General features: G+C 61.9%; 22 protein-coding genes. 12 read left to right on the top strand and 10 right to left on the bottom strand.

Annotation, left to right across the window (positions count from 1 at the left end; all coding sequences use genetic code 11):
• Positions 1-147 precede the first annotated feature (147 nt).
• The 3 genes from LPW26_RS14345 to LPW26_RS14355 form a co-directional block, all read right to left on the bottom strand.
• A complete protein-coding gene (locus tag LPW26_RS14345) occupies positions 148-2178 on the bottom strand; it encodes an AAA family ATPase (protein WP_238736084.1) in 2031 nt (676 codons plus the stop codon).
• Positions 2179-2471: 293 nt separating this feature from the next.
• The gene (locus LPW26_RS14350) at positions 2472-3410 is read right to left on the bottom strand and encodes a GIY-YIG nuclease family protein (protein WP_238736085.1); all 939 of its coding nucleotides are present in this window, start codon (positions 3408-3410) and stop codon (positions 2472-2474) included.
• A gap of 91 nt (positions 3411-3501) precedes the next feature.
• On the bottom strand, positions 3502-4101 hold the full coding sequence (locus LPW26_RS14355; RefSeq protein ID WP_238736086.1) for a hypothetical protein: 600 nt from the start codon (positions 4099-4101) through the stop codon (positions 3502-3504).
• 316 nt (positions 4102-4417) lie between these two features.
• Between LPW26_RS14355 and LPW26_RS14360 the strand changes: the two genes are divergently transcribed.
• Positions 4418-4597, top strand: a complete 180-nt coding sequence (locus LPW26_RS14360; protein ID WP_238736087.1) for a hypothetical protein — start codon at positions 4418-4420, stop codon at positions 4595-4597.
• A 314-nt stretch (positions 4598-4911) separates the two neighbouring features.
• On the opposite strand, the gene LPW26_RS14365 is transcribed toward LPW26_RS14360, so the two are convergent.
• The 3 genes from LPW26_RS14365 to LPW26_RS14375 form a co-directional block, all read right to left on the bottom strand.
• Entirely contained in the window at positions 4912-6333 is a 1422-nt protein-coding gene (locus LPW26_RS14365) for a tetratricopeptide repeat protein (protein WP_238736088.1), read from the bottom strand.
• 83 nt (positions 6334-6416) lie between these two features.
• Entirely contained in the window at positions 6417-7460 is a 1044-nt protein-coding gene (locus tag LPW26_RS14370) for a protein kinase domain-containing protein (protein ID WP_238736089.1), read from the bottom strand.
• Positions 7461-7479: 19 nt separating this feature from the next.
• Entirely contained in the window at positions 7480-7833 is a 354-nt protein-coding gene (locus LPW26_RS14375; protein ID WP_238736090.1) for a MarR family winged helix-turn-helix transcriptional regulator, read from the bottom strand.
• Positions 7834-7927: 94 nt separating this feature from the next.
• Between LPW26_RS14375 and LPW26_RS14380 the strand changes: the two genes are divergently transcribed.
• From LPW26_RS14380 to dinB, 6 genes are all read left to right on the top strand, one after another.
• Positions 7928-9469 (top strand): DUF2235 domain-containing protein, encoded by a 1542-nt coding sequence (locus LPW26_RS14380; RefSeq protein ID WP_238736091.1) that lies wholly within the window; start codon positions 7928-7930, stop codon positions 9467-9469.
• Positions 9466-10914, top strand: a complete 1449-nt coding sequence (locus LPW26_RS25380) for an SMODS domain-containing nucleotidyltransferase (RefSeq protein WP_238736092.1) — start codon at positions 9466-9468, stop codon at positions 10912-10914. The genes LPW26_RS14380 and LPW26_RS25380 overlap by 4 nt, the downstream gene beginning before the upstream one ends.
• Positions 10915-10925: 11 nt before the next feature.
• Positions 10926-11849 (top strand): S-4TM family putative pore-forming effector, encoded by a 924-nt coding sequence (locus LPW26_RS14390; protein ID WP_238736093.1) that lies wholly within the window; start codon positions 10926-10928, stop codon positions 11847-11849.
• Positions 11850-12659: 810 nt separating this feature from the next.
• Positions 12660-13109 carry a hypothetical protein gene (locus LPW26_RS14400; RefSeq protein ID WP_238736094.1) on the top strand — a complete coding sequence of 150 codons (450 nt, stop codon included), beginning with the start codon at positions 12660-12662 and terminating at the stop codon, positions 13107-13109.
• Between the two features lie 2 nt (positions 13110-13111).
• Positions 13112-13840, top strand: coding sequence for an SOS response-associated peptidase (locus LPW26_RS14405; RefSeq protein WP_238736095.1), 729 nt, complete (start codon positions 13112-13114; stop codon positions 13838-13840).
• Positions 13841-13844: 4 nt separating this feature from the next.
• Positions 13845-14930, top strand: a complete 1086-nt coding sequence (dinB, locus tag LPW26_RS14410; protein WP_238736096.1) for a DNA polymerase IV — start codon at positions 13845-13847, stop codon at positions 14928-14930.
• A 93-nt stretch (positions 14931-15023) separates the two neighbouring features.
• Here the strand turns inward: dinB and LPW26_RS14415 are convergent, their stop codons facing one another.
• Positions 15024-15560 (bottom strand): hypothetical protein, encoded by a 537-nt coding sequence (locus LPW26_RS14415; RefSeq protein ID WP_238736097.1) that lies wholly within the window; start codon positions 15558-15560, stop codon positions 15024-15026.
• Positions 15561-15661: 101 nt separating this feature from the next.
• On the opposite strand from LPW26_RS14415, the gene LPW26_RS14420 reads away from it, so the two are divergent.
• From LPW26_RS14420 to LPW26_RS14440, 5 genes are all read left to right on the top strand, one after another.
• Entirely contained in the window at positions 15662-15958 is a 297-nt protein-coding gene (locus LPW26_RS14420) for a helix-turn-helix domain-containing protein (protein ID WP_238736098.1), read from the top strand.
• A 371-nt stretch (positions 15959-16329) separates the two neighbouring features.
• Positions 16330-17055, top strand: a complete 726-nt coding sequence (locus LPW26_RS14425; protein ID WP_238736099.1) for a helix-turn-helix transcriptional regulator — start codon at positions 16330-16332, stop codon at positions 17053-17055.
• 85 nt (positions 17056-17140) lie between these two features.
• Positions 17141-17797, top strand: a complete 657-nt coding sequence (locus tag LPW26_RS14430) for an acyl-homoserine-lactone synthase (RefSeq protein WP_238736100.1) — start codon at positions 17141-17143, stop codon at positions 17795-17797.
• Between the two features lie 202 nt (positions 17798-17999).
• Complete coding sequence (locus LPW26_RS14435; protein ID WP_238736101.1) at positions 18000-18179, top strand: hypothetical protein; 180 nt, start codon at positions 18000-18002, stop codon at positions 18177-18179.
• Between the two features lie 6 nt (positions 18180-18185).
• Positions 18186-18446, top strand: coding sequence for a hypothetical protein (locus tag LPW26_RS14440; RefSeq protein WP_238736102.1), 261 nt, complete (start codon positions 18186-18188; stop codon positions 18444-18446).
• A 58-nt stretch (positions 18447-18504) separates the two neighbouring features.
• Here LPW26_RS14440 and LPW26_RS14445 read toward each other — a convergent pair whose 3' ends face one another.
• From LPW26_RS14445 to LPW26_RS14455, 3 genes are all read right to left on the bottom strand, one after another.
• On the bottom strand, positions 18505-19266 hold the full coding sequence (locus LPW26_RS14445; protein WP_238736103.1) for a hypothetical protein: 762 nt from the start codon (positions 19264-19266) through the stop codon (positions 18505-18507).
• A gap of 4 nt (positions 19267-19270) precedes the next feature.
• A complete protein-coding gene (locus LPW26_RS14450; RefSeq protein WP_238736104.1) occupies positions 19271-19855 on the bottom strand; it encodes a hypothetical protein in 585 nt (194 codons plus the stop codon).
• Between the two features lie 138 nt (positions 19856-19993).
• Positions 19994-20671, bottom strand: a complete 678-nt coding sequence (locus LPW26_RS14455; RefSeq protein ID WP_238736105.1) for a DNA-3-methyladenine glycosylase — start codon at positions 20669-20671, stop codon at positions 19994-19996.
• Between the last annotated feature and the right edge of the window lie 5 nt (positions 20672-20676).

Consider the following 20676-nt stretch of genomic DNA (forward strand, 5'->3'; position numbering starts at 1 on the left):
GAGATGACTCGGCCGATCGTGGCTCCCGGCCTCCGCATCGAGGCGGGTAAGTATGCGTCGGGGATTCGGTGCCATTGCGATCCTCCTGCTGACTTTCAAAGATCCCAGACCTCGGCCGTTGAAGCGCCGACGGCGCCTCTTCCGATGCTAGGACGAGCCACCGCTTGGAGTTCGGTCGGACACCACGAGCCGGTCTTTGACGATCTCGTCGATCTGCCGCCGGTCCAGGTACCGGGTCTCGGCTAGGCGCCGGGCGATAGTGAGAACGAGGGCGCGATTGGCCTCGATCAGCTCGGCCGCGCGCTTCTCGAGGTACAGCAGGTCCTGCGATACCCGTGCTCGGAGGATGGGGTCCCGCTTGACCTCGGCCAACAGCGTAGGACCGGCGTCAGCGAGAAAGAGCGGCGTGCCCCGCAGTCCGTATGAGGCATGGAGGGCTGCGATCTCGATCGTGGCGGCGCCAAGATCGGACTCCGCCCCGCCTCCACTACCGGTTGACATGGCCCCGATCAGCAGTTCCTCGGCCGTGCGTGCGGCGAGCGCCACCGTGACCCGGTCCTCTATGCCGCGACGCGTGAGGATGTCGTCGTCCGCATAGTCGATCGCAATTTGGCCGCCCGACGCGCCATCTCGTCGGAGCACAACGTGGGCGACGATGCCGACCCCCAGCGCCATTGCCGCCACCACATGTCCCGCTTCGTGCACCGCCATCCGAAACAGTCGCTGCGGCGGATGAGATTCGAACGGCAGCGTTGCAGCGCGCAGATCGTCGAGCGTCAGGGCGCGGCCGGCGTGCCTCGCGATCCGGCGTGCCGCGCGGACCGTCTGCATAAGGTCCGCGGCGGTCGCCCCCTCCAGCAAGGGCGCCAGACTCGACAGGTCCTGCGGGACCTCATCGCCGAGGTGAAATCGCAAGATATTCACGATGCCGGCGTGATCGGGCGGCGCGATCTCGACAACCCGCTCCAGGCGGCCGGGTCGCAATAACGCGGCATCCACGCGGGCGATGTCGTTAGTCGAGCCGACAACGACAACGCGGTCGCGCCCGGTCAACGTGGAATCGAGCCTCGTTAGCACGTCGGTCACAACAGCGGTCCACCATTCGCGGCCACGGTCGGACATCGTGGACCGATTGGGCAGCGCGTCGATCTCATCGAGATGCAGAATGGCGACTGGGCGGGCTTGATCGGCGGCGTCCGCGAATGCCTGCCTCGCCTGCTTGATGACCGCGTCCAGATAGCCGTTGCCGCCAGCGAACCAATCACCCACCGAGGTGGAGACCAGTGGCACGCCGCTGGCCTTTGCGAGAATCTTAGGAAACCAACTTTTGCCGCAGCCAGGCGGCGAATGCAGGCAGATGCCGCGATCGAGGTCGCGCCAGGCAATGCGCCCGGCGCGGAAGTCCGCGATGTCGCGTGCCAAATCCAGGCCCCAGAGGCGCGCTGCGCCGTATTCCACCGCCGTCGCGAGATCCGGCACCCGCTCCGTCGCCGCCGTCTTGGCCGCGGCCGGGGCCGACAGGCGGCGCAAAATCGTGGCTCCGCCGGAGCCGGGCCGGAGCGCCGCCACGATGTGGTGAAGGCCGAGCCCGTCCGGGACGCCATCCGCGGCAATGCCGGGCGAGCGGCCAAGGAAACGGGCGATCGCCCGATGCACGACCGCCCCATTCGGCGGCGGCACGACGATAGAGAGGTCGGCGGTCTGTCGCAGCGCCTCGGGGAAGAAGTCGGCATCGGGGGCGATCCCCAGCACGCATCGGCCGCGCGAGAGGATGCGCGCGGTCTCGTCAGATTCCAGTCGCAGCGAGCCTTTATCAGCTTCGCGATCATAGCGATCCAACAGCCAGCGGGTCCCCAGTCGCTTCGCCAAGTAGTCGGCCATCGGCGAGACCCAGCAGGCGGCGGGAACGACCAAGGTCGCCGCCAGCGCCTGCCCATGCAGCAACCGGCGCAGCATCTTCCTCGGGACCGCAGCCTCGAACGCAGCCGAGATGATCGCATCCATGGCGCCCGGCCGCTCTCGGGGCCTCGACGCGGAGTCCTCGCTGCGATCGGTCGATACCGCTTCTTCGCCGATCTCCGAGCGCTGCTCCGCGTCCCATATATCCGCCAACTCCTGAGCCGCCCGCGCGGCGGAGAAGCCGGACTTGGTGCCCGGAAACCTCTTAGTGGCCTTCATCCGTGTGACCTCGCGTGTGAGAGTGGGAAGGGACGGGCAGCCGCGACGCACAAGGATTCGCGGAAGCTGCCGAAGGATGTTCGCGCCGAGCCGGCCGTCTCAGTCGCCGAGCGCGGAGAGCTTCAAGAGCGGATCGGCGAGGCCGGCTAACAGGCCGTGCGATGTCGGGCTCGGTCGGCGGCCCAAGGATTCGCGCAGTTGCTGTGCCGGTGCGCGATCGGAGTGGGCGCTCCCGCGGTCGTGCTTGGCCCGCGAGGCATTCGGAGCGGCCGCCAGAGCTGCGGGCGCTCGCGTCAGGCCGCCAACACGACGGCGCGGTCGCGGAGCGGAGTCCAGGGCGGCGCGCTGTGCGCGCCGCACACGATTTTCGCGGCGATGGATTCGGTCGCGAAGGCGACGGCGACCATCAGGCGTCGCCGGTCGCCGACACCGGGAATCTCGGCCAGCACGTGAGCGCGAAAAAGCTCCTCGCGGCGTCTGCGCGTGAGGGCGTCCACGGAACCGTTGGTGGCGGTCCGCACTTCCGAGCCTGCAGCAACGACGAAGCGCCCGCATGACCGATAGCCGCGGGCCCAGACCTGGCAGTAACGCAGTTCGAAGGATTCGCCGTCCATGGGCAGCGACGAAACGCCGATCGACATCGGGCCGCTGTCCGCCGGGTCCGTACCGTCCGAAGCATTGGTCTCGGGCGCCGGTGGCTCGACCGGTACGTGGCCGGGGTCCGGCGCCGCGACCGGCGTGAAGATTCCGCAGCCGGCGTCGTGCAGCAGCCGCACGGCGTCGGCGTAGATCCGATCGTGGGTGGAGCGGTCCGCTGCCGGAAGGTCGGGACGAACCGGACTGGCGCCCTTCACGACCGCGACCTGGCGGGCCTCCACCGCGTCCTGAGTGAGCCTGAACTGGAAATCCAGTCCGAGGTTTTTCTCGAACGCGGCGCCATCGCACCCTCCGACCACGAAGGCGTCGCGCGCGAATCCTTTTGTCGGGTCGGCCGCGTGCTCGCCGAGCCGGCGCAGCGGCCGGCCGCTCTCGCCGATATAGGCCTGGCCGCCGCCGAGTAGGACGTAGGCACACCCGCCCCGCAGCAGTCCGGCCGCCGCGACGGCCGCGAGATCCGTAAGCGCAAAGGCGTGCACCACCGCCCGGCTCGCTCGATCGGAGACGACGCGGTAGCCGTGCAGGCCTCCGAAGGGGCGGTGTACGATCGTGGTGACTGCTGCGGCATCTGACATTCGCGAATCCTTCGTGCGGGCGTGAAAGATCGTGGCGGGCCTGCTGCGGTCCGCCGGCGGAGTTCGTGACGTTGGGAGTTGTGGCTGCGGTCTAGGTGCCGAAGCGACGGCAGAGGCCGTAACCCGTACCGCGGACGAGGGTGCGCCCATCGAGACCCGAGGTCAGATCGAGGGCGATGCTGCCCTCGCAGGCCAGGGCGTACACGACCATCAGTGGATCGCGGCGCGTGGCGACCAGCCCGTCGAGGGCGCGGAGCGGGATCGGACCCTCGGCCTCGAGCGCGTCCAGGACCTGCGCCCGGTCGTCCGCCGCGAGCGGGATCCAGGCGTGGCGCCAGATGCTACGCGCCGCCGACAGCCGCGGTTCGCGCAATACGTCCACGGTCGTGACGGCCAGAATGCCCGAACACTCCAGCGCAAAACCGAGATGCATCAGACCCTCGCCCTGCGGGTCCTCCGGTATCCGGGCGTCGACGAAATCGACCACGAAGCGGCCGTCGTCGCGATGGACGACGATGGCGTCGGTTCTGACCACCCGGTCGTCGACCACGACGGTGGGGTGGAAGTCGATGCGGCGCACGCCGACGTCAAATGTGGACTGGATCAGGAAATCGCGGCGACGGGGCCGGGCACTCGGAATCGCTTGAGCGGTCTTGAAGCTGACGAACAGGGCGGCGCTCGGCTTGTGCATGGGGGTCCTCGGTGCATGGGCGCGCAGGCGCGCGCTCCCGCACGCAGACGCGCGAAAACAGAGCGCGCGTATCGGCGCGCGATGAGGCGGATTCGTCGGACGACCAGTTGGAGGGATGTTTGAACTAGATCACAAAACGGGGGGAAAGTCAAGGATTTCGATATCCAACAGATATCTATTGGATATCTCTATGTACGGAACTAGGAATTACGATCGCCGGAATCCGCGACCGAAATTTTTAAGAAAAGCCCGCGCGGGCGATCGACAGCGTGATAGTTTCAAGAGGGAATCGAGCGACGCGGGTCAGGAAGCGGAGATGGCGAAGACGGCCAAGAAAACGAAAGCGAGAAAGGACGGCCGCCGCGCGATGCTCGTCTACATGAAGCCCGAGCTCATCGAGGCCGTGAAGGAAGCCGCGGCTGCACGCGATCAGAAAGCGTGGCAATTCGTCGAGCGGGCGGTGATCAAGGCGTTAAAATCCAAGCGCGGCGACTGAAACTGTCGATCGCCGTGACCGTTCGCAAAGGCGCGGCACTAACGTCCGGCGGTTGTGGTCGCGGGCGTTCTCGCCGAACCTTGCAGGATGGCGGATAGCTGCCGCCAGCGCTGCTGACGTATCCTGCCACCTGCAGAATACCTACTACTAGCACTCGAATCCTCCGCGCGGGACCAGCTTTCCCCTGTCGCGAATGACTTTTACGGCCGCCTCAAACAGGAATTGCCTTAAACTTGTTAGTGGAACGGTAGAATACGTTTGACTGCACAGCCGCCGGCATCCGCCATCGTACGATAAGGCGTATTCAGTTCAATTCATTCGCCTCGCCCCGAGCGGTGACGGTGTTCGACGGCAGCCTGCCAGATCTTGGCTCGCTGGACCACAATTCGGCAGTCCGGCTGATACTTCATTTCCTTCGCCAGATCCTCTGCCTGCTTAATGAATTCAGGCGCTGCCGCTGCGCCGCTCCTAGCGGCCTCAAGGGCAAGGTAAGCCGATGCCAATGCCTCAAGATTCCTATTTCCCTGCCGCTTGAAGGTTGCGATCACCTTCTTGTAGCCAGCAATTCCGTCGTCAACTTCGCCGAGACGCATGGCCAGCATGCTTGCCGTTGCGGCCAAGAACTCGGCAGGCGTATCGTCCGTTTGCTTTTTGATCAGGGCTTGCCGAAGAATCTGGGACGCCCGAACATAGTCGCCCTTCTCGATAAGTGCGAAGGCCAGGTGGTTGCGGAATAGTAGGGATTCGGGCTCCAATTCAAGACCCCGATGGGCAAGGCGATAGCCGAGCTCTATATCGCCTTTTGTGATGGCCGCGCATGAGCCTACCGCATAGGGCTTGGACGCGAACGGTTCTTCCAGCGTCCACTGTTCACAGACTTGAATGACACTGTCAAAGTCGCCTTGCCAGTAAGCGTGAAACGCACGCGCTTCGCCGGAGTCGACTACGTTATCGATCTGCTTCGACGTGACTATCTCGCCACCCAGATGCGGGTTCGCCCACTCTGCTTGTGCGAGCGAATTTCCCGTCGGGTTGATTAAGCTTGTTCGGAAGAGCTTGCGCGCGCGACGGCTGCCGTCCCGCAGGTGCACCGTTCCGATCGCAGAGGCCAATTCGGAGATATGCAGCGGCTGAAATCCGCCGTCCTCCAGCATAGTGATCCCTACCTTCAAGAACTGGGGTTTTCGATCTGCGGCTGACGAGAGCGCAATCTCTCCGGCCACCAACCAGGGATCGCACTTCGTTGCCTCGTTTCGCTTCAGCACGTCGTGTGCCTGTTCCGGATCGTCGAAGTGGAGGTACATCCGCGCGGCGCTGCGTAGGACATGCCGATCGTGGGGTGCTTGTTGCAGGGCGACTCTCATGGCCCGCTGCGCCTTGTCCTTCACGCCCTTCGATACGTATCCCAAAGCGAGATCTACCCATGACAACGCGTCGTCTGGATATTGGTGCACGTGCTGGCGTACTGATCCGACGTCTATGCTGCGGGACTCGGAACCTTCCGGGTTCAGCCGCTCGAGCAGGAGTGAGGCCTGCTTCTTGACAAGAGGCGTCGCGCCGCTCCCCTCCCGGACCAAAGAGCGGGCGGCCCGCTCGCCTTCGCTTTCGCGTCCTTCAACGAGAGCCGTTTCGACGAGTTCAGCTGCAGCGATAACGTCGTCGCTTTTCCGCCAAGCTTCCAGTCTGTCCTTGAGCTCCTGCGGAATTCGGGCATCCCGTATCGGCCTGCCCGGCATTGACAACTCTCCCGCCGCAGCAACGCGCGCGGCCGGCCTCCACCGAGGAATAACGTCTCTTTTTTTCGGAAACGCTTGTGCCGTCATGCAGCGCTACGCGAGCGCGCCGACACGGTCGTGCGCTTCAGAAGGAGGTCCGTGTAGGACTTATACCGCTCCAACGAAAACTGGCTCGCGGATCCGATCCCCTTGCGGTGGCCTCGCCTCGCGATGTCGGGATTGCACAGCTCTCGCACCATCGTGGCGATTTCGGCTTGAACCAGTGAGTCGACTGCATTCTCTAGATCGACGAGCACTTTCGAGAAAGCGTGCTGAAGATGAGGTAGGACCTGATCATAAGTGCCGTTCCAATTGGTTGGATGAAACGCCGGATCGAGTCGAGAAAACACCGCAGCTGTGACGTTGATGCCCGAAAACAGAAATGCAGCCAAATTTCCAAGCAGATAAAGATCGCAACCGATCCGCCGTACGACGAAATCGGGATGGAGATTTGAGTAGAGGTGCTCCGGCGGAGCGTAAGTCCGGTCGCCGGCCACTACGAGATTGTCCATCCAGACCTGATAACCGCGCCGCGCAGACCGACCAAAGTCACCCACACGGCAGCCTCCGTCGGCATAGGTTAGGACGTTGGATGGCTTGAGATCCTGATGAGCGATCGTCTCACGATGCAACTGCATCATGCCGAGCGTCACGTCGTTCAGGATGCTGAGGCTGATCAGACAGTCGAGCCGATTTTTGAGATCGACCTGTTTACGAACGTCGCTCTCTGCGAGCTCGAAGATAAGGTAGGCGACGCGTCCATCGATAGCGCCGAAGTTCGGGACCTGCGCGTAGCCGTGAGTCACGGCAAGCACAACCCTCGAAAGTCGCCGATCGCGGCAGTGCTCAAGAACGTCCCTTTCATGATTGTAGGCGGAGGTCATGTTCTGCAATTCGCGGGCAGGATCGAGCGCGTTGAAAGCTTCGGAGAAATCGAGCGCTTTCAAAAAATGTTCCTTGCCGGATTTGTCTTCGACGATATACGGCACCGAGAACATTCCTCCAGAACTCGGAACGTGTGCGATTTTGCTGACGACCGTCCAGCCGCCGTCGAGCGTCATCCCTGCAAGGTGTTCTGCTGCCGACATGCTGTCCTCCTCTGGAAGCCTAGGTTGTGTGCGAGTCCGCGACCAGCGCTTTTAGGAGCGCCAGACCATTTGGGGAAAGAAACAGCGCCCTGCTCCGGGGATCGCTGGTACTGATTTCCTGGCGAATGAAGGCGCGCGGCACCACCGTTTCGGACAGCTGATAGCGCCCCAGAAGTACCGACACGTGTCGGCTCACCGTCTGCTGCGGCTGCTCAAGCCTTTCGGAGAGCTCGTTTACGGAAAGTCCGGGAGCCTTGGCGATCGCTATCAGCGCAAGCACTTGGGGAAGACTGAGTTCGGCTTGGCAGGATGTAAAGACCTCGAAAAGTGTTTCGAGGCGAGACGCTTCGATGGGGTCGAATTTTTCGGGCATGATCTCATACTTGATTATCTACTCGATTATGAGTATATACCACGAAACGACATCCGCAAGCCCTGATTTTGACCTCTCACCGGGGGATACCGATATGACCAAAAACATTGTGATTTATTCTGATGGGACCGGCCAGGACGGCGGAGCTCGACCTGAGCAGCGCACCAGCAACATTTACAAAATGTACCGCATTTCGCGGGATCACGCCGAAACCGGAATCGATCCTGCAAAGCAGGTGGTCTTTTACGATGCCGGACTGGGAACGGACATTGGCGCCACGGCTATCACCGCCCCGGTTCGTTTCGTTCAAAAGCTGCTCGGGTCCGTCACCGGCGCTGGCATCAAGCGCAACATCGCGGACTGCTACGAATTCATCATCAACCATTATGAGCCGGGAGACAGGATCTTCCTGTTCGGCTTCAGTCGCGGCGCCTACACGGTCCGTAGCTTGGCCAATCTGCTGATGCTGTGCGGCGTGCCCAGCCACAGTGCCGCCGGCGGCCCGTTACGCTTCCGCAAAACCTCCAAAGATATTGCCAAAGAGGCCGTCGACACCGTGTTGGAGCACGGCGCGGGGCACCCACGCGCCGAATTTGAGGCCGAACGGTTCGAATTGGCAAGGCGCTTCCAGGCTAAGTACGGGTCCGGAGACGGTTCCGACTCTAACGTGGCTCCATACTTCATCGGTGTCTTTGATACGGTAGCCGCGTTGGGAGCGAAGGGCCTGCGGTACTTCGTTATCCAAGCCGGTCTTGCAGCTGGTGTTGCGGCCACCGCTTTCATGGGCGGCCTCCTTCTGTCGATTGCCATGGCCTTGCTATGCTCATGGTGGTTCGACGCCGGGTTCATGCTGACCGGCTTCATCTCGCAGCTCTCCATCGTCGCTGGTGCGCTCGGTGCTTTCTGGTACTGGCAAAACAAGTCGACGACGAAGACTATTTCGAACTACCCGAAAGCTGGTGAGTCGCGCTCCCACAAGGCGATCTGGAAGGGCGACAACTTCGATCGCCTGCTGAGCCGCCACGTCGCCTTTGCCCGTTCCGCGAATGCCATAGACGAGATCCGGAGGGACTTCGATCGCGTTGGCTGGGGTGGACGCGACGAGGGCGCACCACAATTCCCCGGGCACGAACGGTTCAAGCAATGGTGGTTCTCGGGAAACCACTCAGACATCGGCGGCTCCTATCCAGAGCCCGAGTCGCGTCTTTCGGATATCGCCCTGGAGTGGATGTGTCGGGAAGCCATTTCGGTGCCCGACGGCCTGCTCACCGGACCGATTATCGTCGACGGAATGAAGATGGACGGCACCGGCGACGTCGGTCAGGCGCTGAATCTATATCCTGACGCCGGAGGTGTTCAGCATTGCGAGGTCGCGGGCATGCGGGACGCGATCGACGGATTGTCCGAAATGCTGCCGAATTGGTCGTGGCTGCGGGGCCTGCTGGCCGGTCGCAACTGGCCTACTAAATTGCGCGATATTGGCAACGCGTCGAAAGTCCACCCGACCGTCGCATGGCGTTTTGAGCTAACGACCGTCGTACAGTGCGCGGCCGGAACCTCTCCCTACCGCCCTGAAGCGCTCCGCGGGCATGACGAGTTCAAGCGCTACTATCCGACTGAAGGGAGCGCATCGTGAAGCTCGTTTCACTTTTCGACGATTTCCTGAAGGATACGGTCAACCTCAACAAGACAAGGATCGACCTCCTGGACGCCAGCATCCCTGCGCTCAAGTCATTCGTCCGGGAATCCGACTGGAAGCCCAAGGTCCGCACCTTCGTCGAGCAGGGTTCATGGGCCCACCAGACCATCATCCGACCTGTCGACGGTGGAGAGTTCGACGCCGATCTGCTTGTGATGGTTGACAAGGTCGACGGCTGGACTGCCGCGGAGTACGTGAACAGCCTCGGTCGCGTCTTTTCTGGCAGCAAGGCGTATGGGGACAAGACGAAGACGTGGGACTACTGCGTCACCATCACATATGCCGGAGATCGCCGGGTCGACCTAGCTCCCTGCGTTGTCGGCCGCCTGTACGAAGGAAGCCTGGAGGTGTGCAATCGCAGGGGAACCTTCGAACTCACGTCGCCGATCGAGTACACGGAATGGATGAAGGAGCGGAACGCGTACTCCGGCAACAATTCCTTCCGCAAGGTGACACGGCTGGTCAAGTACCTTCGCGACATCAAGCATACCTTCACTTGTCCTTCGGTCCTGCTTACGACGCTGCTCGGCAACGAGATCCAGTGGTTCGAGAAGGGCAGTGAAGAGTTCGCCGACGTTCCCACCACCCTCAGGACCCTGATGGGCCGCTTGGACAATAGGCTGCGGATTCATCCGACCAGGCCTGCGGTGACGAACCCGAAGCTTCCTAGCGAGGATTTCTCCTCCCTTTTTGGCACAGACGATCAATATTCAAACTTCCGGACTGCGATCGCCCGTTACCGAAAATGGATCGATGAGGCCCATGCAACTGAAGGCCGGCAAGAGTCCATTGCGGCCTGGCAAAGGGTGTTCGGTAGCGATTTCGCGAAAGGCGAGGTCTTGAAGACCGCACAAGCACTGACCGAGAGCGGCAGCCGGTCCCTGATCGAACACTTCCTGGATTCGACCGCGGCACATGGGGGCGGGATCGTGGATCTAGTCAGGGACTTAGGCATATCGATTCTTCCACCGAGCTTCGCGAGACCGCCGCACATTCAGGCGCCGCCTTGGCGTAGCGTGCCTCAGCCTGCGGATATCGCCGTGACGGCGGAGTGGCGTTCCGCCAGCCATGTGCAAGGAGGCCGAATGGTGGCGACGGGCCAGGTGTGCAGGGCGCGAGGCGGTTTGTATTTTCGAGCGTCGCGTTCGGACGGAACCTCAGTCCCATCGGAGTATGACGTCAAGTGGAGGATCACAAACACCGGAGCCGAGGCGATGTCGAACAAGGCCGGCCGGGGTGGATTCGAGATCTCGAACAAGGCCGACGGCAGATGGGAGGAATTGGTGTATCGCGGCATCCACATTGCGGAAGCTTTTGTGGTCAGGCGTAGCGACGATGTTCTAGTCGGCGTGAGCAGGCCTTTTTACGTCGTAATCGAATGAGATGGGGCGGGATGAACACGATCGCACACGATCAGGACTCGCCTGAATTCCAGCGCTTGCTGAAGGCCCGGCAGCGCATTTATGGCGACGCCACCCGTTGTCAGTTACTTCAGATAATCATCACCGTCGTGCTGCCAGTCGCAGGCGCGGTCCTAGCGTTCGTGCACGAGGAAGCCAGGCCCTACGTGGCGCTTTACGGCTTGATCGCCACGGCGCTCGACGTGACCTGGATCGACCGAATACAGCGTCGGTTGCTGAAGGTCGCCGCAAAAATCAGCGAGGAATTCGACTGCGGCGTGCTGAAAATGCCTTGGAATTCGTTCGTCGTCGGGAAGCGCGAGGACGTGGAGGTAATAGATGCTGCCGCACGACGATGGAACGACGATCCATCGAGTATCTCCGGCTGGTACGTCGGAATCATTGCGACGGCGAGGCACCCGATGGCCCGCCTAGTCTGCCAACGTATGAACCTGCATTACGACTCCTCACTGCGGAAGAAATACGGAGCCTATTTGATCGCGGGCGCCATCGCCTCCCTTTTCGCCCTATTGGTCGGAGCGGTTGCGAAGGATCTCAAGCTAATTGACTCCGCGGCCGTCGCGGCCACGATCTCCCCCGCGATATTCTGGGCAATCCGCGAGCATTTCAGGCAGTCGGATTCCGCGACTGCTAACGAGACCTTGAAGGGTGAGGCAGAGAAGTTTCTGGACTCAGTCCGGACGAGCGGGTGCGACGATGCGGAATGCGAAAGGTGGTCGCGAGAGTTCCAGGATGCTATCTTTCAACGCCGTGTTGCCAATCCCCTGGTGTTGCCGCTGGTCTACTGGCTGATGCGCGGCGAACTCGAAAAGCAGGCGCAGGCCGGCGCCGATGCTCTCCTGAGGAAATCCGACCCCACTAGAAGCGGCGCCGCCACCGACATTATCGGGCGGTAGCATCCTGATGCCTGCGAGTTCAGCGAACTTATGGCATTTTTGGCCGCGGCACACCTATGGGCGAAGCCGGCGCGATGGACGCCCCGGAGCGCTCTCCGCTCTCCGCGCTTCGGCGTTCTTGGATAGGTTGATTGTCAGTCGGGATCGGCAGTCCGAGCGGATAAAATGAAAAACCACACTCTTTCCCAAGCGGTAGCTCATCGCACCGGAAGCTCGGAGTGTCTTGATTGCAAAGAGAATAGAGGCGATCACGGCAGGCGCAATTCTCTCAGTAGTAGTCAGAGGCTTACTCAAATCCCAGCGTGGCTGACCCGCGCCGATTGGCGCTGCTCGCGTCTCTAGGCACATACGAAGAAGCGACTCGACATTTCCGTTCTCTTTATGTTCTATACTGGATGGCCGATCATTCCGCGAGCTGGCGCATGCCGACACCGAGACAGATGGACCAATTGGCAGCTGCCGTCGGCACACAGGGCTCTTCAACACCCGAGCCTGGCCCAGCCGACGCTCTGCCGCCTGAATACTGGCAGGCTATCCTGAAGGCCGCGGAGGCCGACAGGGGCAGGCTAACGCCTAACGGCGCGGCGGGGGCGGCAGTTCTGAGCCGGATTTCCCATCCTCTTCTCCAGGTCGGCTGCCGGCGCTGCGGCCGGGCGGTCGAGATCGAGCGGACGGACGCCATCAGGCTGTATGGCCCGGACGCCACCTGGAAGGAGGCCGGGCGGCGTCTCCTAGACAAGACCTGCACGCAGCGGACCGGCCGCCATGAGGAAGACGGCTGCTGGCCGGCATTCGGCTGACGGCGCTTCGATGGCGCCGAAACATCATCCGACCCCCCTGTCGGGCGGGGACCGCAAGGTGCTGCGGAAAGAGCTGGGACGCGCCCGGGCTGTGACGACGATCCTCGCCGCCCAGTCGGCCGAGATGAGAGCGAGGGGTGAGGCCCTCATCCAGCAGGCGGACCGCTTGCTGTGCGAGAGTTGGAACGAGCGCATGTGGGCCGATGGCGGCCCGATCGACCCGTCGCCGACCATCGACCAGGCCGTCAACGGCGGCTATTGTTGGATCGAAATCGAGTGCTCGCGGTGCAGGACGCCTAACGAGGTCGACCTGGCGGGACTTCGCCACCCGTCGACGACGTGCGTTCACGACCTTGCCAGCCGCCTCCGCTGCAGCAAGTGCGCGAAGGCGGGGAAGCGACCGGCCGCCACGTTGCTCCAACTCGCGCAGCGCGCCCGGCATGCTGGCCCGGAGACCTGACCATGTGCAACCTGTACTCGATCACCACCAACCAGGCGGCCATCATCGCGCTCTTCCGGGTCGTCAATCAGTATGTCGGCAACCTCGCGCCAATGCCCGGCGTGTTTCCCGACTACAGGGCGCCAATCATACGGACCGGCGCCGGCGGCCGCGAACTCGTCACAGCCCGATGGGGCATGCCGTCGTCGGCGAAGGCGCTCTTGGATGCGGCGCAGAAGCGGGCTGACAAGCTGCGCGCCAAGGGCAAAGCCTTCGATTTCAACGAAGTGCTGCGGATGGAGCCGGACGGCGGGACCACAAATATCCGCAACGTGAAGTCGAAGCACTGGACCCGGTGGCTGGGTCCGGATCACCGCTGCGTGGTCCCGTTCAACAGCTTCAGCGAATTCAACAAGGCCGAGGGTGGCGACATCTGGTTCGCACTCGACGAGACCCGCCCCCTCGCGTGCTTCGCCGGCATCTGGACCAATTGGACCTCGGTCCGGAAGGTGAAGGAAGGCGAGACGACCAACGATCTCTATGCGTTCCTGACCACCGGACCCAACGCCGAAGTCGGCGCCATCCATCCCAAGGCGATGCCGGTCATCCTGACAACGCCCGCCGAGGTCGAGACCTGGCTGTCGGCCCCCCAGGAGGAGGCCCTGAGGCTGCAGCGCCCGCTGCCGGACGGCGCGCTGCGGATCGTTGCTCGGGGCGTGAAGAAGGACGGGGACGCGCCCGGATCCGCCTGACGCCATGACGGACGCCACGCAAGCCGCGCATCGCAAGATCATCCATGTCGACATGGATGCGTTCTACGCCTCGGTCGAGCAGAGGGACGATCCGGCGCTGCGGGGCAAGCCGGTCGCCGTGGGCGGCTCGCGCGAGCGCGGCGTCGTCGCGGCTGCGAGCTACGAGGCCCGCAAGTTCGGCGTCAGGTCGGCGATGCCGTCCGTCACCGCAAAGCGGCAGTGTCCCGACCTGATCTTCGTGAAGCCGCGCTTTGAGGTCTACAAGGCGATCAGCCAGCAGATCCGCCAGATCTTCGCGGAGCATACCGCGATCATCGAGCCGCTATCGCTGGACGAAGCCTACCTCGACGTTACGGAGAACCACCAGAATATACCGCTGGCGCGGGACATCGCCCTCGCCATCAGGGCAAAAATAAAGGAGGTGACCGGCCTCAACGCCTCCGCAGGTATCTCCTACAACAAATTCCTGGCCAAGCTCGCCTCCGATCACCGCAAGCCGAACGGCCAATACGTGATCTCGCCGGAGATGGGACCCTCGTTCGTCGAAGGGCTGCCGGTCGGCAAATTCCATGGAATTGGACCGGCGACCGCGGCCAAGTTCAACGCGCTGGGGATCCGAACCGGTGCGGATATTCTGAATCAGACGCTCGAATTCCTGCAGGCGCATTTCGGAAAGGCCGGGACCTACTACTACTGGATTTCGAGGGGCGTCGACGAGCGGCCGGTTCGGGCCAACCGCATCCGCAAATCGGTCGGTGCCGAGAACACCTTCTCCTCCGACCTCAACTCGTTCGAGGCGATGGTCGCGGAGCTCCAGCCGCTCATCGACAAGGTTTGGGGGCATTGCGAGAGAACCGGCAACCGGGGGCGGACGGTCACCCTCAAGATCAAGTTTTCGGATTTCGAAATCGCATCGCGGAGCCGGACGATGTCCGCGCCCGTGCTCAATCGGGACGCTCTTGCGAGCCGGGCGGTCGGACTTCTCGAGGCGGCGATGCCTTTGCCAAAGCCTGTTCGGCTCCTCGGCATCTCGCTGTCGTCGCTGCAGATTGAGGATGAAACCGAGCTTCAGTTCGGGTTACCGATCTGAAGGGCCCACCGGGGCCGAAATTGGCCGAGCTTAGGCGTAGCGTCTTCCGGTGGGGCCTCACAGGATCGGACATGCGCCCACAGCTAGGTCGGTCTAGCTGCCCGCATGCCTCCGGGTCAGATCGGCGACGGCTCTTCCAAGGGCCAGCCCCAAACGCTCCGGCAGGGGCGGCCCCGACCGTCCGTCGACGTCGCCGTTCAAGGCCTTGTGAAAAAAGCGCCTGCGGTTGCCCGAACCGTCGAGAAGCGACCAGGTCTGCCCGATGCCCGCCAGCAGATAGGGCAGGCCGAGTCCAAGGATAGGGGTGAATACGATCCCCCTGAACATGTTGGAGGCTGCCAGCATCGTTCGAAGGTTCGCGCTATCGATCACGTCGCGTTCGCCGTTCGACACGCCCCACAATTGGGAAAGGATACGCCGACCGACCACGAACACCTCGTCGATGAAGAAGGTCCCTTGCGATCCAGGTTGGATGACAGCCTGCACATCGACGCCGACTGCGACCTTCTTGACCAAAGTCCTCGCGCCCTCCGGGTCGATGATTTCGATGAAGGCGTAGACGGCGAGATCAAGGTCGAGCTCGCACGGCCCGAGCTGAACGATGGTGCCTTTGAGTGCGTACAGTCCCATGTGCCCCTCCTGGATGGACCGAGCAGAGCGTACCGGGCGAGACGTAAAATATGTGATAAATCACATGGCTACTTTTGGAGGAAATCCGGACCGTCCGGTCCATGGCCCAGACCGGATTCGGACGTCGTTTTCCTCAGCGGGAGTCGATTGCCGTCGAACTCCTCGCGATGAACATGCGCCGGCTGCGGCTTGCCAAAGGCTGGTCGCAGGATCAGCTTGCGGCGGCTCTGGAGGTCGAGCAGGGTGTCATCTCGCTGATCGAGAACAGGCGGGCGAACCCGACGCTTCTCATGCTGGAAGCGATCGCAGACGCGCTCGGCGTCCAACTGATTGACCTCTTCGAGGCAAACTCCAATCCAAAGGCGCGCGTCCAGTCCGCGCGCCAAGTCGACAGGTAGCGGTAAACCCTAGACCTCGGCCTCCAGGAATCCTCGCACCAGACCAACGTGCGTCCACGCGATCAGAGCGCCCGCGCGAGGGGCCGCGGTCTCCAGGCGCCCCGACCTCTATCAGCGGACGTAGCAAACAGCCTTCGCCATCGAAAAAGGGGTCGACCGCCGATTCCGCGGCAACGCTCCGGCTGAGTCTGTGCGCTGCGAGTGCGAGGAGAGGCAGCCCGTCCATGCTTCGCCATTCCTAGTGCCGTTCTGGTCATCGAGGCGGGTAGCCGCGTCGGAGAGGAGCGCCTATGCCCCTTGCGGGCCGGAAGCGTCATGATAAAAACTAACTACTCGAACTGCTCACCGATCGGCTATCCGGCGCTGGTAACATGATGAGTGGTGACTATGGGCGGAACACCATAGACTTTATCGAAGGGCTTATGGCTCTTTCGACGATCGACGAGGCATTTCGAGCTATCGAATCTGGATTTTCGGCCTTCGGATTCGAAACGATCATCATCACGGGTATCCCGAACCATCAGCAGACATTCTCGCAGATGGTGATGGCAAAGCGGTGGCCCGAGGAGTGGTTTGAGCTCTACACGCGGAAGAACTTCGACAGACATGATCCGGTCGTTCGTCACCTTCGGCAAACAATTAATCCGTTCGAATGGGCTGAAGCTCCATATCATCGAAAAGACGAGCCGCGCGCTGCGGAGGTCATGGATCGCGCCGCCGACTTTCAGATGGTTCGCGGCTTCATCGTTCCGATACACGGCCTGGCGGGATACGAGGCCGCGGTTTCCCTCGGCGGCTCAAATGTCGATCTCTGTTCCCGCAGCAAGCCGCTGCTTCATCTGATGGCCATGTACGCATTCGAGCGCGTTCGATCCCTATCGAATTCAATGCCGGTGGGGCCGCGCTTGACGGCGCGCGAGCGCGAAACCTTGAGGTGGGCAGCCCATGGCAAGTCCGCCTGGGAGATCGGCGAAATTCTTGCGATCGCGCAACGTACGGCTGAGGAACATCTATCGACGGCCGGTCGGAAGCTGGGGGCGGCAAATAAGACCCATGCGGTCGCGCTCGCCATCCGACAAAACCTCATCGCTCCCTAGCCCGATACTACACTGGGACTTTTCCCAATTTCGATCGAAGGTCCATTCCCGGAGAGTTCGCCTCGCTCATAGGTGGGAGGCGGAAATGATCCACGTTATCTCGGCAAAGGACCGGCACCTCTACGGCGATGCGGTGGAGGAGCATTTCAGGATCAGGCACCAGATCTTCGTCGGAGAACGGGGATGGAAGACGCTGGAGCGGCCGGACGGACGCGAGATCGATCAGTACGACAACAACGATACGATCTATCTGCTCGCCCTAGAGAAAGGCCGGGTCGTAGGCGGTCACCGGCTCTATCCGACCACAAAACCAAACATGATCAGCGAGGTATTTCCGCATCTCGCTGCAGTGAGCGGCTGTCCGTCGGCACCCGACATCTGGGAATGGTCACGGTATTTCATCGTCCCGGATCGGCGGGATGGGGACTTGAATCTTCGGCTGATGGCGGCCGTCCAGGAGTTCTGCCTGGAAGAAGGCATCACCCGGGTTAGCGCAGTGATCGAAATGTGGTGGCTTCCGCGATTTCAGCAGGCGGGCTTTGTACTGACCCCGCTCGGCGTCCCTGCCTTGATCGAAAATGCCTGGACGATCGCGACGCTCATTGAAATTAGCGAGACCGCGCTTCGGTCGGTCAACGCGCGATTTGGCGCAACTCGCGTTTTGCACCGTCCCTCCCCTCAGCACAGGCACGCCTCCGCCGGGCTTCGGACCGGACGTAAAGGGCAGTCATTTTTGACCTGATACGACGCTTTGCGCGAACTCAAGCACGCGTCGTCGATCTGCGGGAGACGAGATCTGCAGAAAGGCACGGACGAGAGCCAAGCTCTCCTCAGGAGGAACCTGGTAACTCGATGCCATCGGCGATGACGAATATCGAGGAAGCTTGACGACGCGCTCGGCTGTCGAGTCCTCTTCATCAACCATGATGCCCCCAGGTGAGGAAATGGCTACCGTTGATCAGATCAATCAGCTTCGAAGGTCGGTGGATGGCGCTCGCGAGCTGGCTATTGCTCTTGATATGACTACGACCGCCCACATCTTGGCAATGGCATGCCTCGATATTGCAGAGAAGCTTGACGACGAAACGGTCGATGAACCTGGCAGCGACGTCGAGCCCGAGTAGGCCCCGATGCTGATTGGTATTCTCAAGGATATTCTTGAGCGTCGGAGGCGGAACGTCGTCCTTGCCGAGGCCGACGCCGCCGACCTGATGAGAGGGTTCGGGGATTCGGCCTACGACCAGGCGCGAACTCGCGCCCGCGAAAGCGACCAACGGATCACGTTGGACGCCAATCGTCCTCCGGAGCACTGGAGGCGGGTGGGTGCAATCATCGCCAAGCGGACAGGCCGCAAATTCCAGGACACGGCGACGAAGTATCTGGAGCAATGATGCCAAAACGTTGGGGAGCGCCGCGGTCCGCCCCTAGCCGGACGAGAACCCGGCCCAATCATTTCCCAAATTCCTTGAGCAACATCCGGCAGTAAGAGTCGACGGTCTTGAAATCCTGGATCATCTGCGGATGGAATAGAATGGCAGGCGATTTTTCGTAGACTGAGTGTGTCATCCAGGGACGGAAGCGGCCGAGCTTCTGTTGCTCGCCACGCAGACGGTCGTACTCGACCCTATTGCCCTCCACGAGGGCCGCCATCGCCTTCGTGTCGAGCGCCCTGTGTGCCTCCGCAGCGGTGTCGTCAATTACGTAGGGAGCAATGTAGAGCGGGATACGGTGTGCGAGCCCATCCCGGAAGCCGATCAGGTTGGCAAGCCAATCCTTCTGGCCATCGAGAAAGGCCCTAAATTCGTCGCTAAAGGAGGGGCGGACGTACCTCTTGCCCAGACCGATCTCAAGCCGATCGAGCTTTGCGCCCCTCCTTCCGCGGAGATCCTTTTCGAGCACCCAGATCCAAGCCAAGTTCTCCATGCAGCCGAACGCGTTGATGACGAAGGTCTGGATCGCGGCGGTAGCATCCATGACGGCGGCTCTCTCCGGAATTGTGTCGAGATCCGGCGGCAGAATCTGGAACACAGTCTGCACCGAGTGGACCATCGTCGCGAGACGGCGGCAGAGACCGTGCTGCGCGTGCTCGCGTGCTAGTCCCTCTTTGTATTCGCGCATCGCATAGGCTTCCCGCAGATCGAGCAGGGCGCGTGGCAGATCGGCTAATCCGTTGTGGAGGTCGTCGACTGCTTCCTGGTTGAAGTATCCCACCGCCCTACTCCCCCACGTCCTCGACCCTCCCTCTGGGGTCGACCAGCGCGATCCCAATGCCGGCGGCCGCGCAGCGGGGAGCCAACTTGCGCCCGATCCGGCGCGTGACATCGGTAGCCGGCATGACTGCAACGAGGCGGCTACCGGGCGCCTTCATCATCAGGCGGCCGACGATCTCGCAGAGCCCCTTGTCGAGTCTCGATAGCCGGCCCGGATGCGTCGTCGCGATCGCACCTCCCTTACACTCAGCTTCGATCACGATGCCGTTGGCAAGCGCGGTGACGTCACTCAGTCCAGACCGGGGATGAATGACAATACAGCGACCCTCCGCATCTTCGAACGTTCCCGCGAACGGCCTGCGAGCGGTCGCGATTCTGCGGAAACCACGTCGCTCAAGCCAGCTCTGGAAGTCGATCTGCCGAGCGTGCTGGCCATCAGGGTGAATCTTCACCTCGCGGATGGGCTCGGTCCGGAAAAGATGCATGGCGTAAGCCAGCATGACAGCGCCTTCGTAGAAGTACCGATCGGGTTGGTCTAGAGACTTTCCTGCGGTCGGCGGACGCTCGACGATCAGGTCATCGAAATTCACATTTAGACTCCAACGGCGTGCAGCTGTGAAGAAACGTTACTCCCGTGGCTTGCTGGCACCAGTTCAGGAGCCCTGAGCCGTGATAGCTGAAATAGCCTGATTGTAGTTAGCTGAGCACTAGAACAGCAGCCTTCGACCCTACGCCGGCATCATACCCTTAGCTTTCTCGAACTTGTCCCTGATCCAGGTCTGATGGCCTGGATGTCCCCAGCGATAGAGCAGATCCTCGTCCTGGGTAACCCTTACTCTCCGTCCGTTGAGGAGCTCAGAGACGGGCTTAAGGGGACGCAGCAGGCGCAGGGGATAGTTCAGGAGTTGTACACCGTCGAGCGCGGGATCCATGCCCATCGCCTCGCCCAGCTTGAACGGTCCGTTGCAGAGCTTCTTTTCGTGTCCCCGGGCACGAGCCCTCACGTCTCGGTCAGCATCGGGCGCTCGACTGCGGCGCGCGGCCATGATGTCGATTCCGATGAGGGGGATACCTGCCCTAAGGAGGACGGTGCTCCTGGGGTCTACCTCTCCGCAAACGATGTCCATAGCCCACATGTCGCGGCTGCCATGGATGCGTGCGGTCCCGGGCGGCGTCAGATTCTTGGCTCCCCGATTGCGAAGTGAGTGATTGTCAGGGTGGAAGTGCGACGCTCGGTCTTCGCCTCCACCATAGGCCTCGACGTCTATAAGCATAACCGCGGTTTCCAGATCCCGGATGTAAGAGTGCAACACGCAACCGATCAGGCGCGGTGCCACCCGGGCAGCGGGCGGCGCGAAAAAGGCTTCGTCAACTTCAACGTATTTCTCGCCAAAGAACTCGCTCATCATAA

Source organism: Rhodopseudomonas infernalis (assembly GCF_022271405.1).
Lineage (GTDB): Bacteria > Pseudomonadota > Alphaproteobacteria > Rhizobiales > Xanthobacteraceae > Rhodopseudomonas > Rhodopseudomonas infernalis.

Bases quoted from the DNA above. Each gene is read 5' to 3' on its own strand.
- LPW26_RS14430 (WP_238736100.1), top strand. From the start codon at position 17,141: ATGATCCACGTTATCTCGGCAAAGGACCGGCACCTCTACGGCGATGCG.
- LPW26_RS14350 (WP_238736085.1), bottom strand. From the start codon at position 3,410: ATGTCAGATGCCGCAGCAGTCACCACGATCGTACACCGCCCCTTCGGA.
- dinB (WP_238736096.1), top strand. From the start codon at position 13,845: ATGACGGACGCCACGCAAGCCGCGCATCGCAAGATCATCCATGTCGAC.
- LPW26_RS14435 (WP_238736101.1), top strand. From the start codon at position 18,000: ATGGCTACCGTTGATCAGATCAATCAGCTTCGAAGGTCGGTGGATGGC.
- LPW26_RS14365 (WP_238736088.1), bottom strand. From the start codon at position 6,333: ATGCCGGGCAGGCCGATACGGGATGCCCGAATTCCGCAGGAGCTCAAG.
- LPW26_RS14425 (WP_238736099.1), top strand. From the start codon at position 16,330: ATGATGAGTGGTGACTATGGGCGGAACACCATAGACTTTATCGAAGGG.
- LPW26_RS14360 (WP_238736087.1), top strand. From the start codon at position 4,418: ATGGCGAAGACGGCCAAGAAAACGAAAGCGAGAAAGGACGGCCGCCGC.
- LPW26_RS14400 (WP_238736094.1), top strand. From the start codon at position 12,660: ATGGCGCCGAAACATCATCCGACCCCCCTGTCGGGCGGGGACCGCAAG.
- LPW26_RS14440 (WP_238736102.1), top strand. From the start codon at position 18,186: ATGCTGATTGGTATTCTCAAGGATATTCTTGAGCGTCGGAGGCGGAAC.
- LPW26_RS14415 (WP_238736097.1), bottom strand. From the start codon at position 15,560: ATGGGACTGTACGCACTCAAAGGCACCATCGTTCAGCTCGGGCCGTGC.
- LPW26_RS14355 (WP_238736086.1), bottom strand. From the start codon at position 4,101: ATGCACAAGCCGAGCGCCGCCCTGTTCGTCAGCTTCAAGACCGCTCAA.
- LPW26_RS14375 (WP_238736090.1), bottom strand. From the start codon at position 7,833: ATGCCCGAAAAATTCGACCCCATCGAAGCGTCTCGCCTCGAAACACTT.
- LPW26_RS14370 (WP_238736089.1), bottom strand. From the start codon at position 7,460: ATGTCGGCAGCAGAACACCTTGCAGGGATGACGCTCGACGGCGGCTGG.
- LPW26_RS14390 (WP_238736093.1), top strand. From the start codon at position 10,926: ATGAACACGATCGCACACGATCAGGACTCGCCTGAATTCCAGCGCTTG.
- LPW26_RS14380 (WP_238736091.1), top strand. From the start codon at position 7,928: ATGACCAAAAACATTGTGATTTATTCTGATGGGACCGGCCAGGACGGC.
- LPW26_RS14455 (WP_238736105.1), bottom strand. From the start codon at position 20,671: ATGAGCGAGTTCTTTGGCGAGAAATACGTTGAAGTTGACGAAGCCTTT.
- LPW26_RS14405 (WP_238736095.1), top strand. From the start codon at position 13,112: ATGTGCAACCTGTACTCGATCACCACCAACCAGGCGGCCATCATCGCG.
- LPW26_RS14345 (WP_238736084.1), bottom strand. From the start codon at position 2,178: ATGAAGGCCACTAAGAGGTTTCCGGGCACCAAGTCCGGCTTCTCCGCC.
- LPW26_RS14420 (WP_238736098.1), top strand. From the start codon at position 15,662: ATGGCCCAGACCGGATTCGGACGTCGTTTTCCTCAGCGGGAGTCGATT.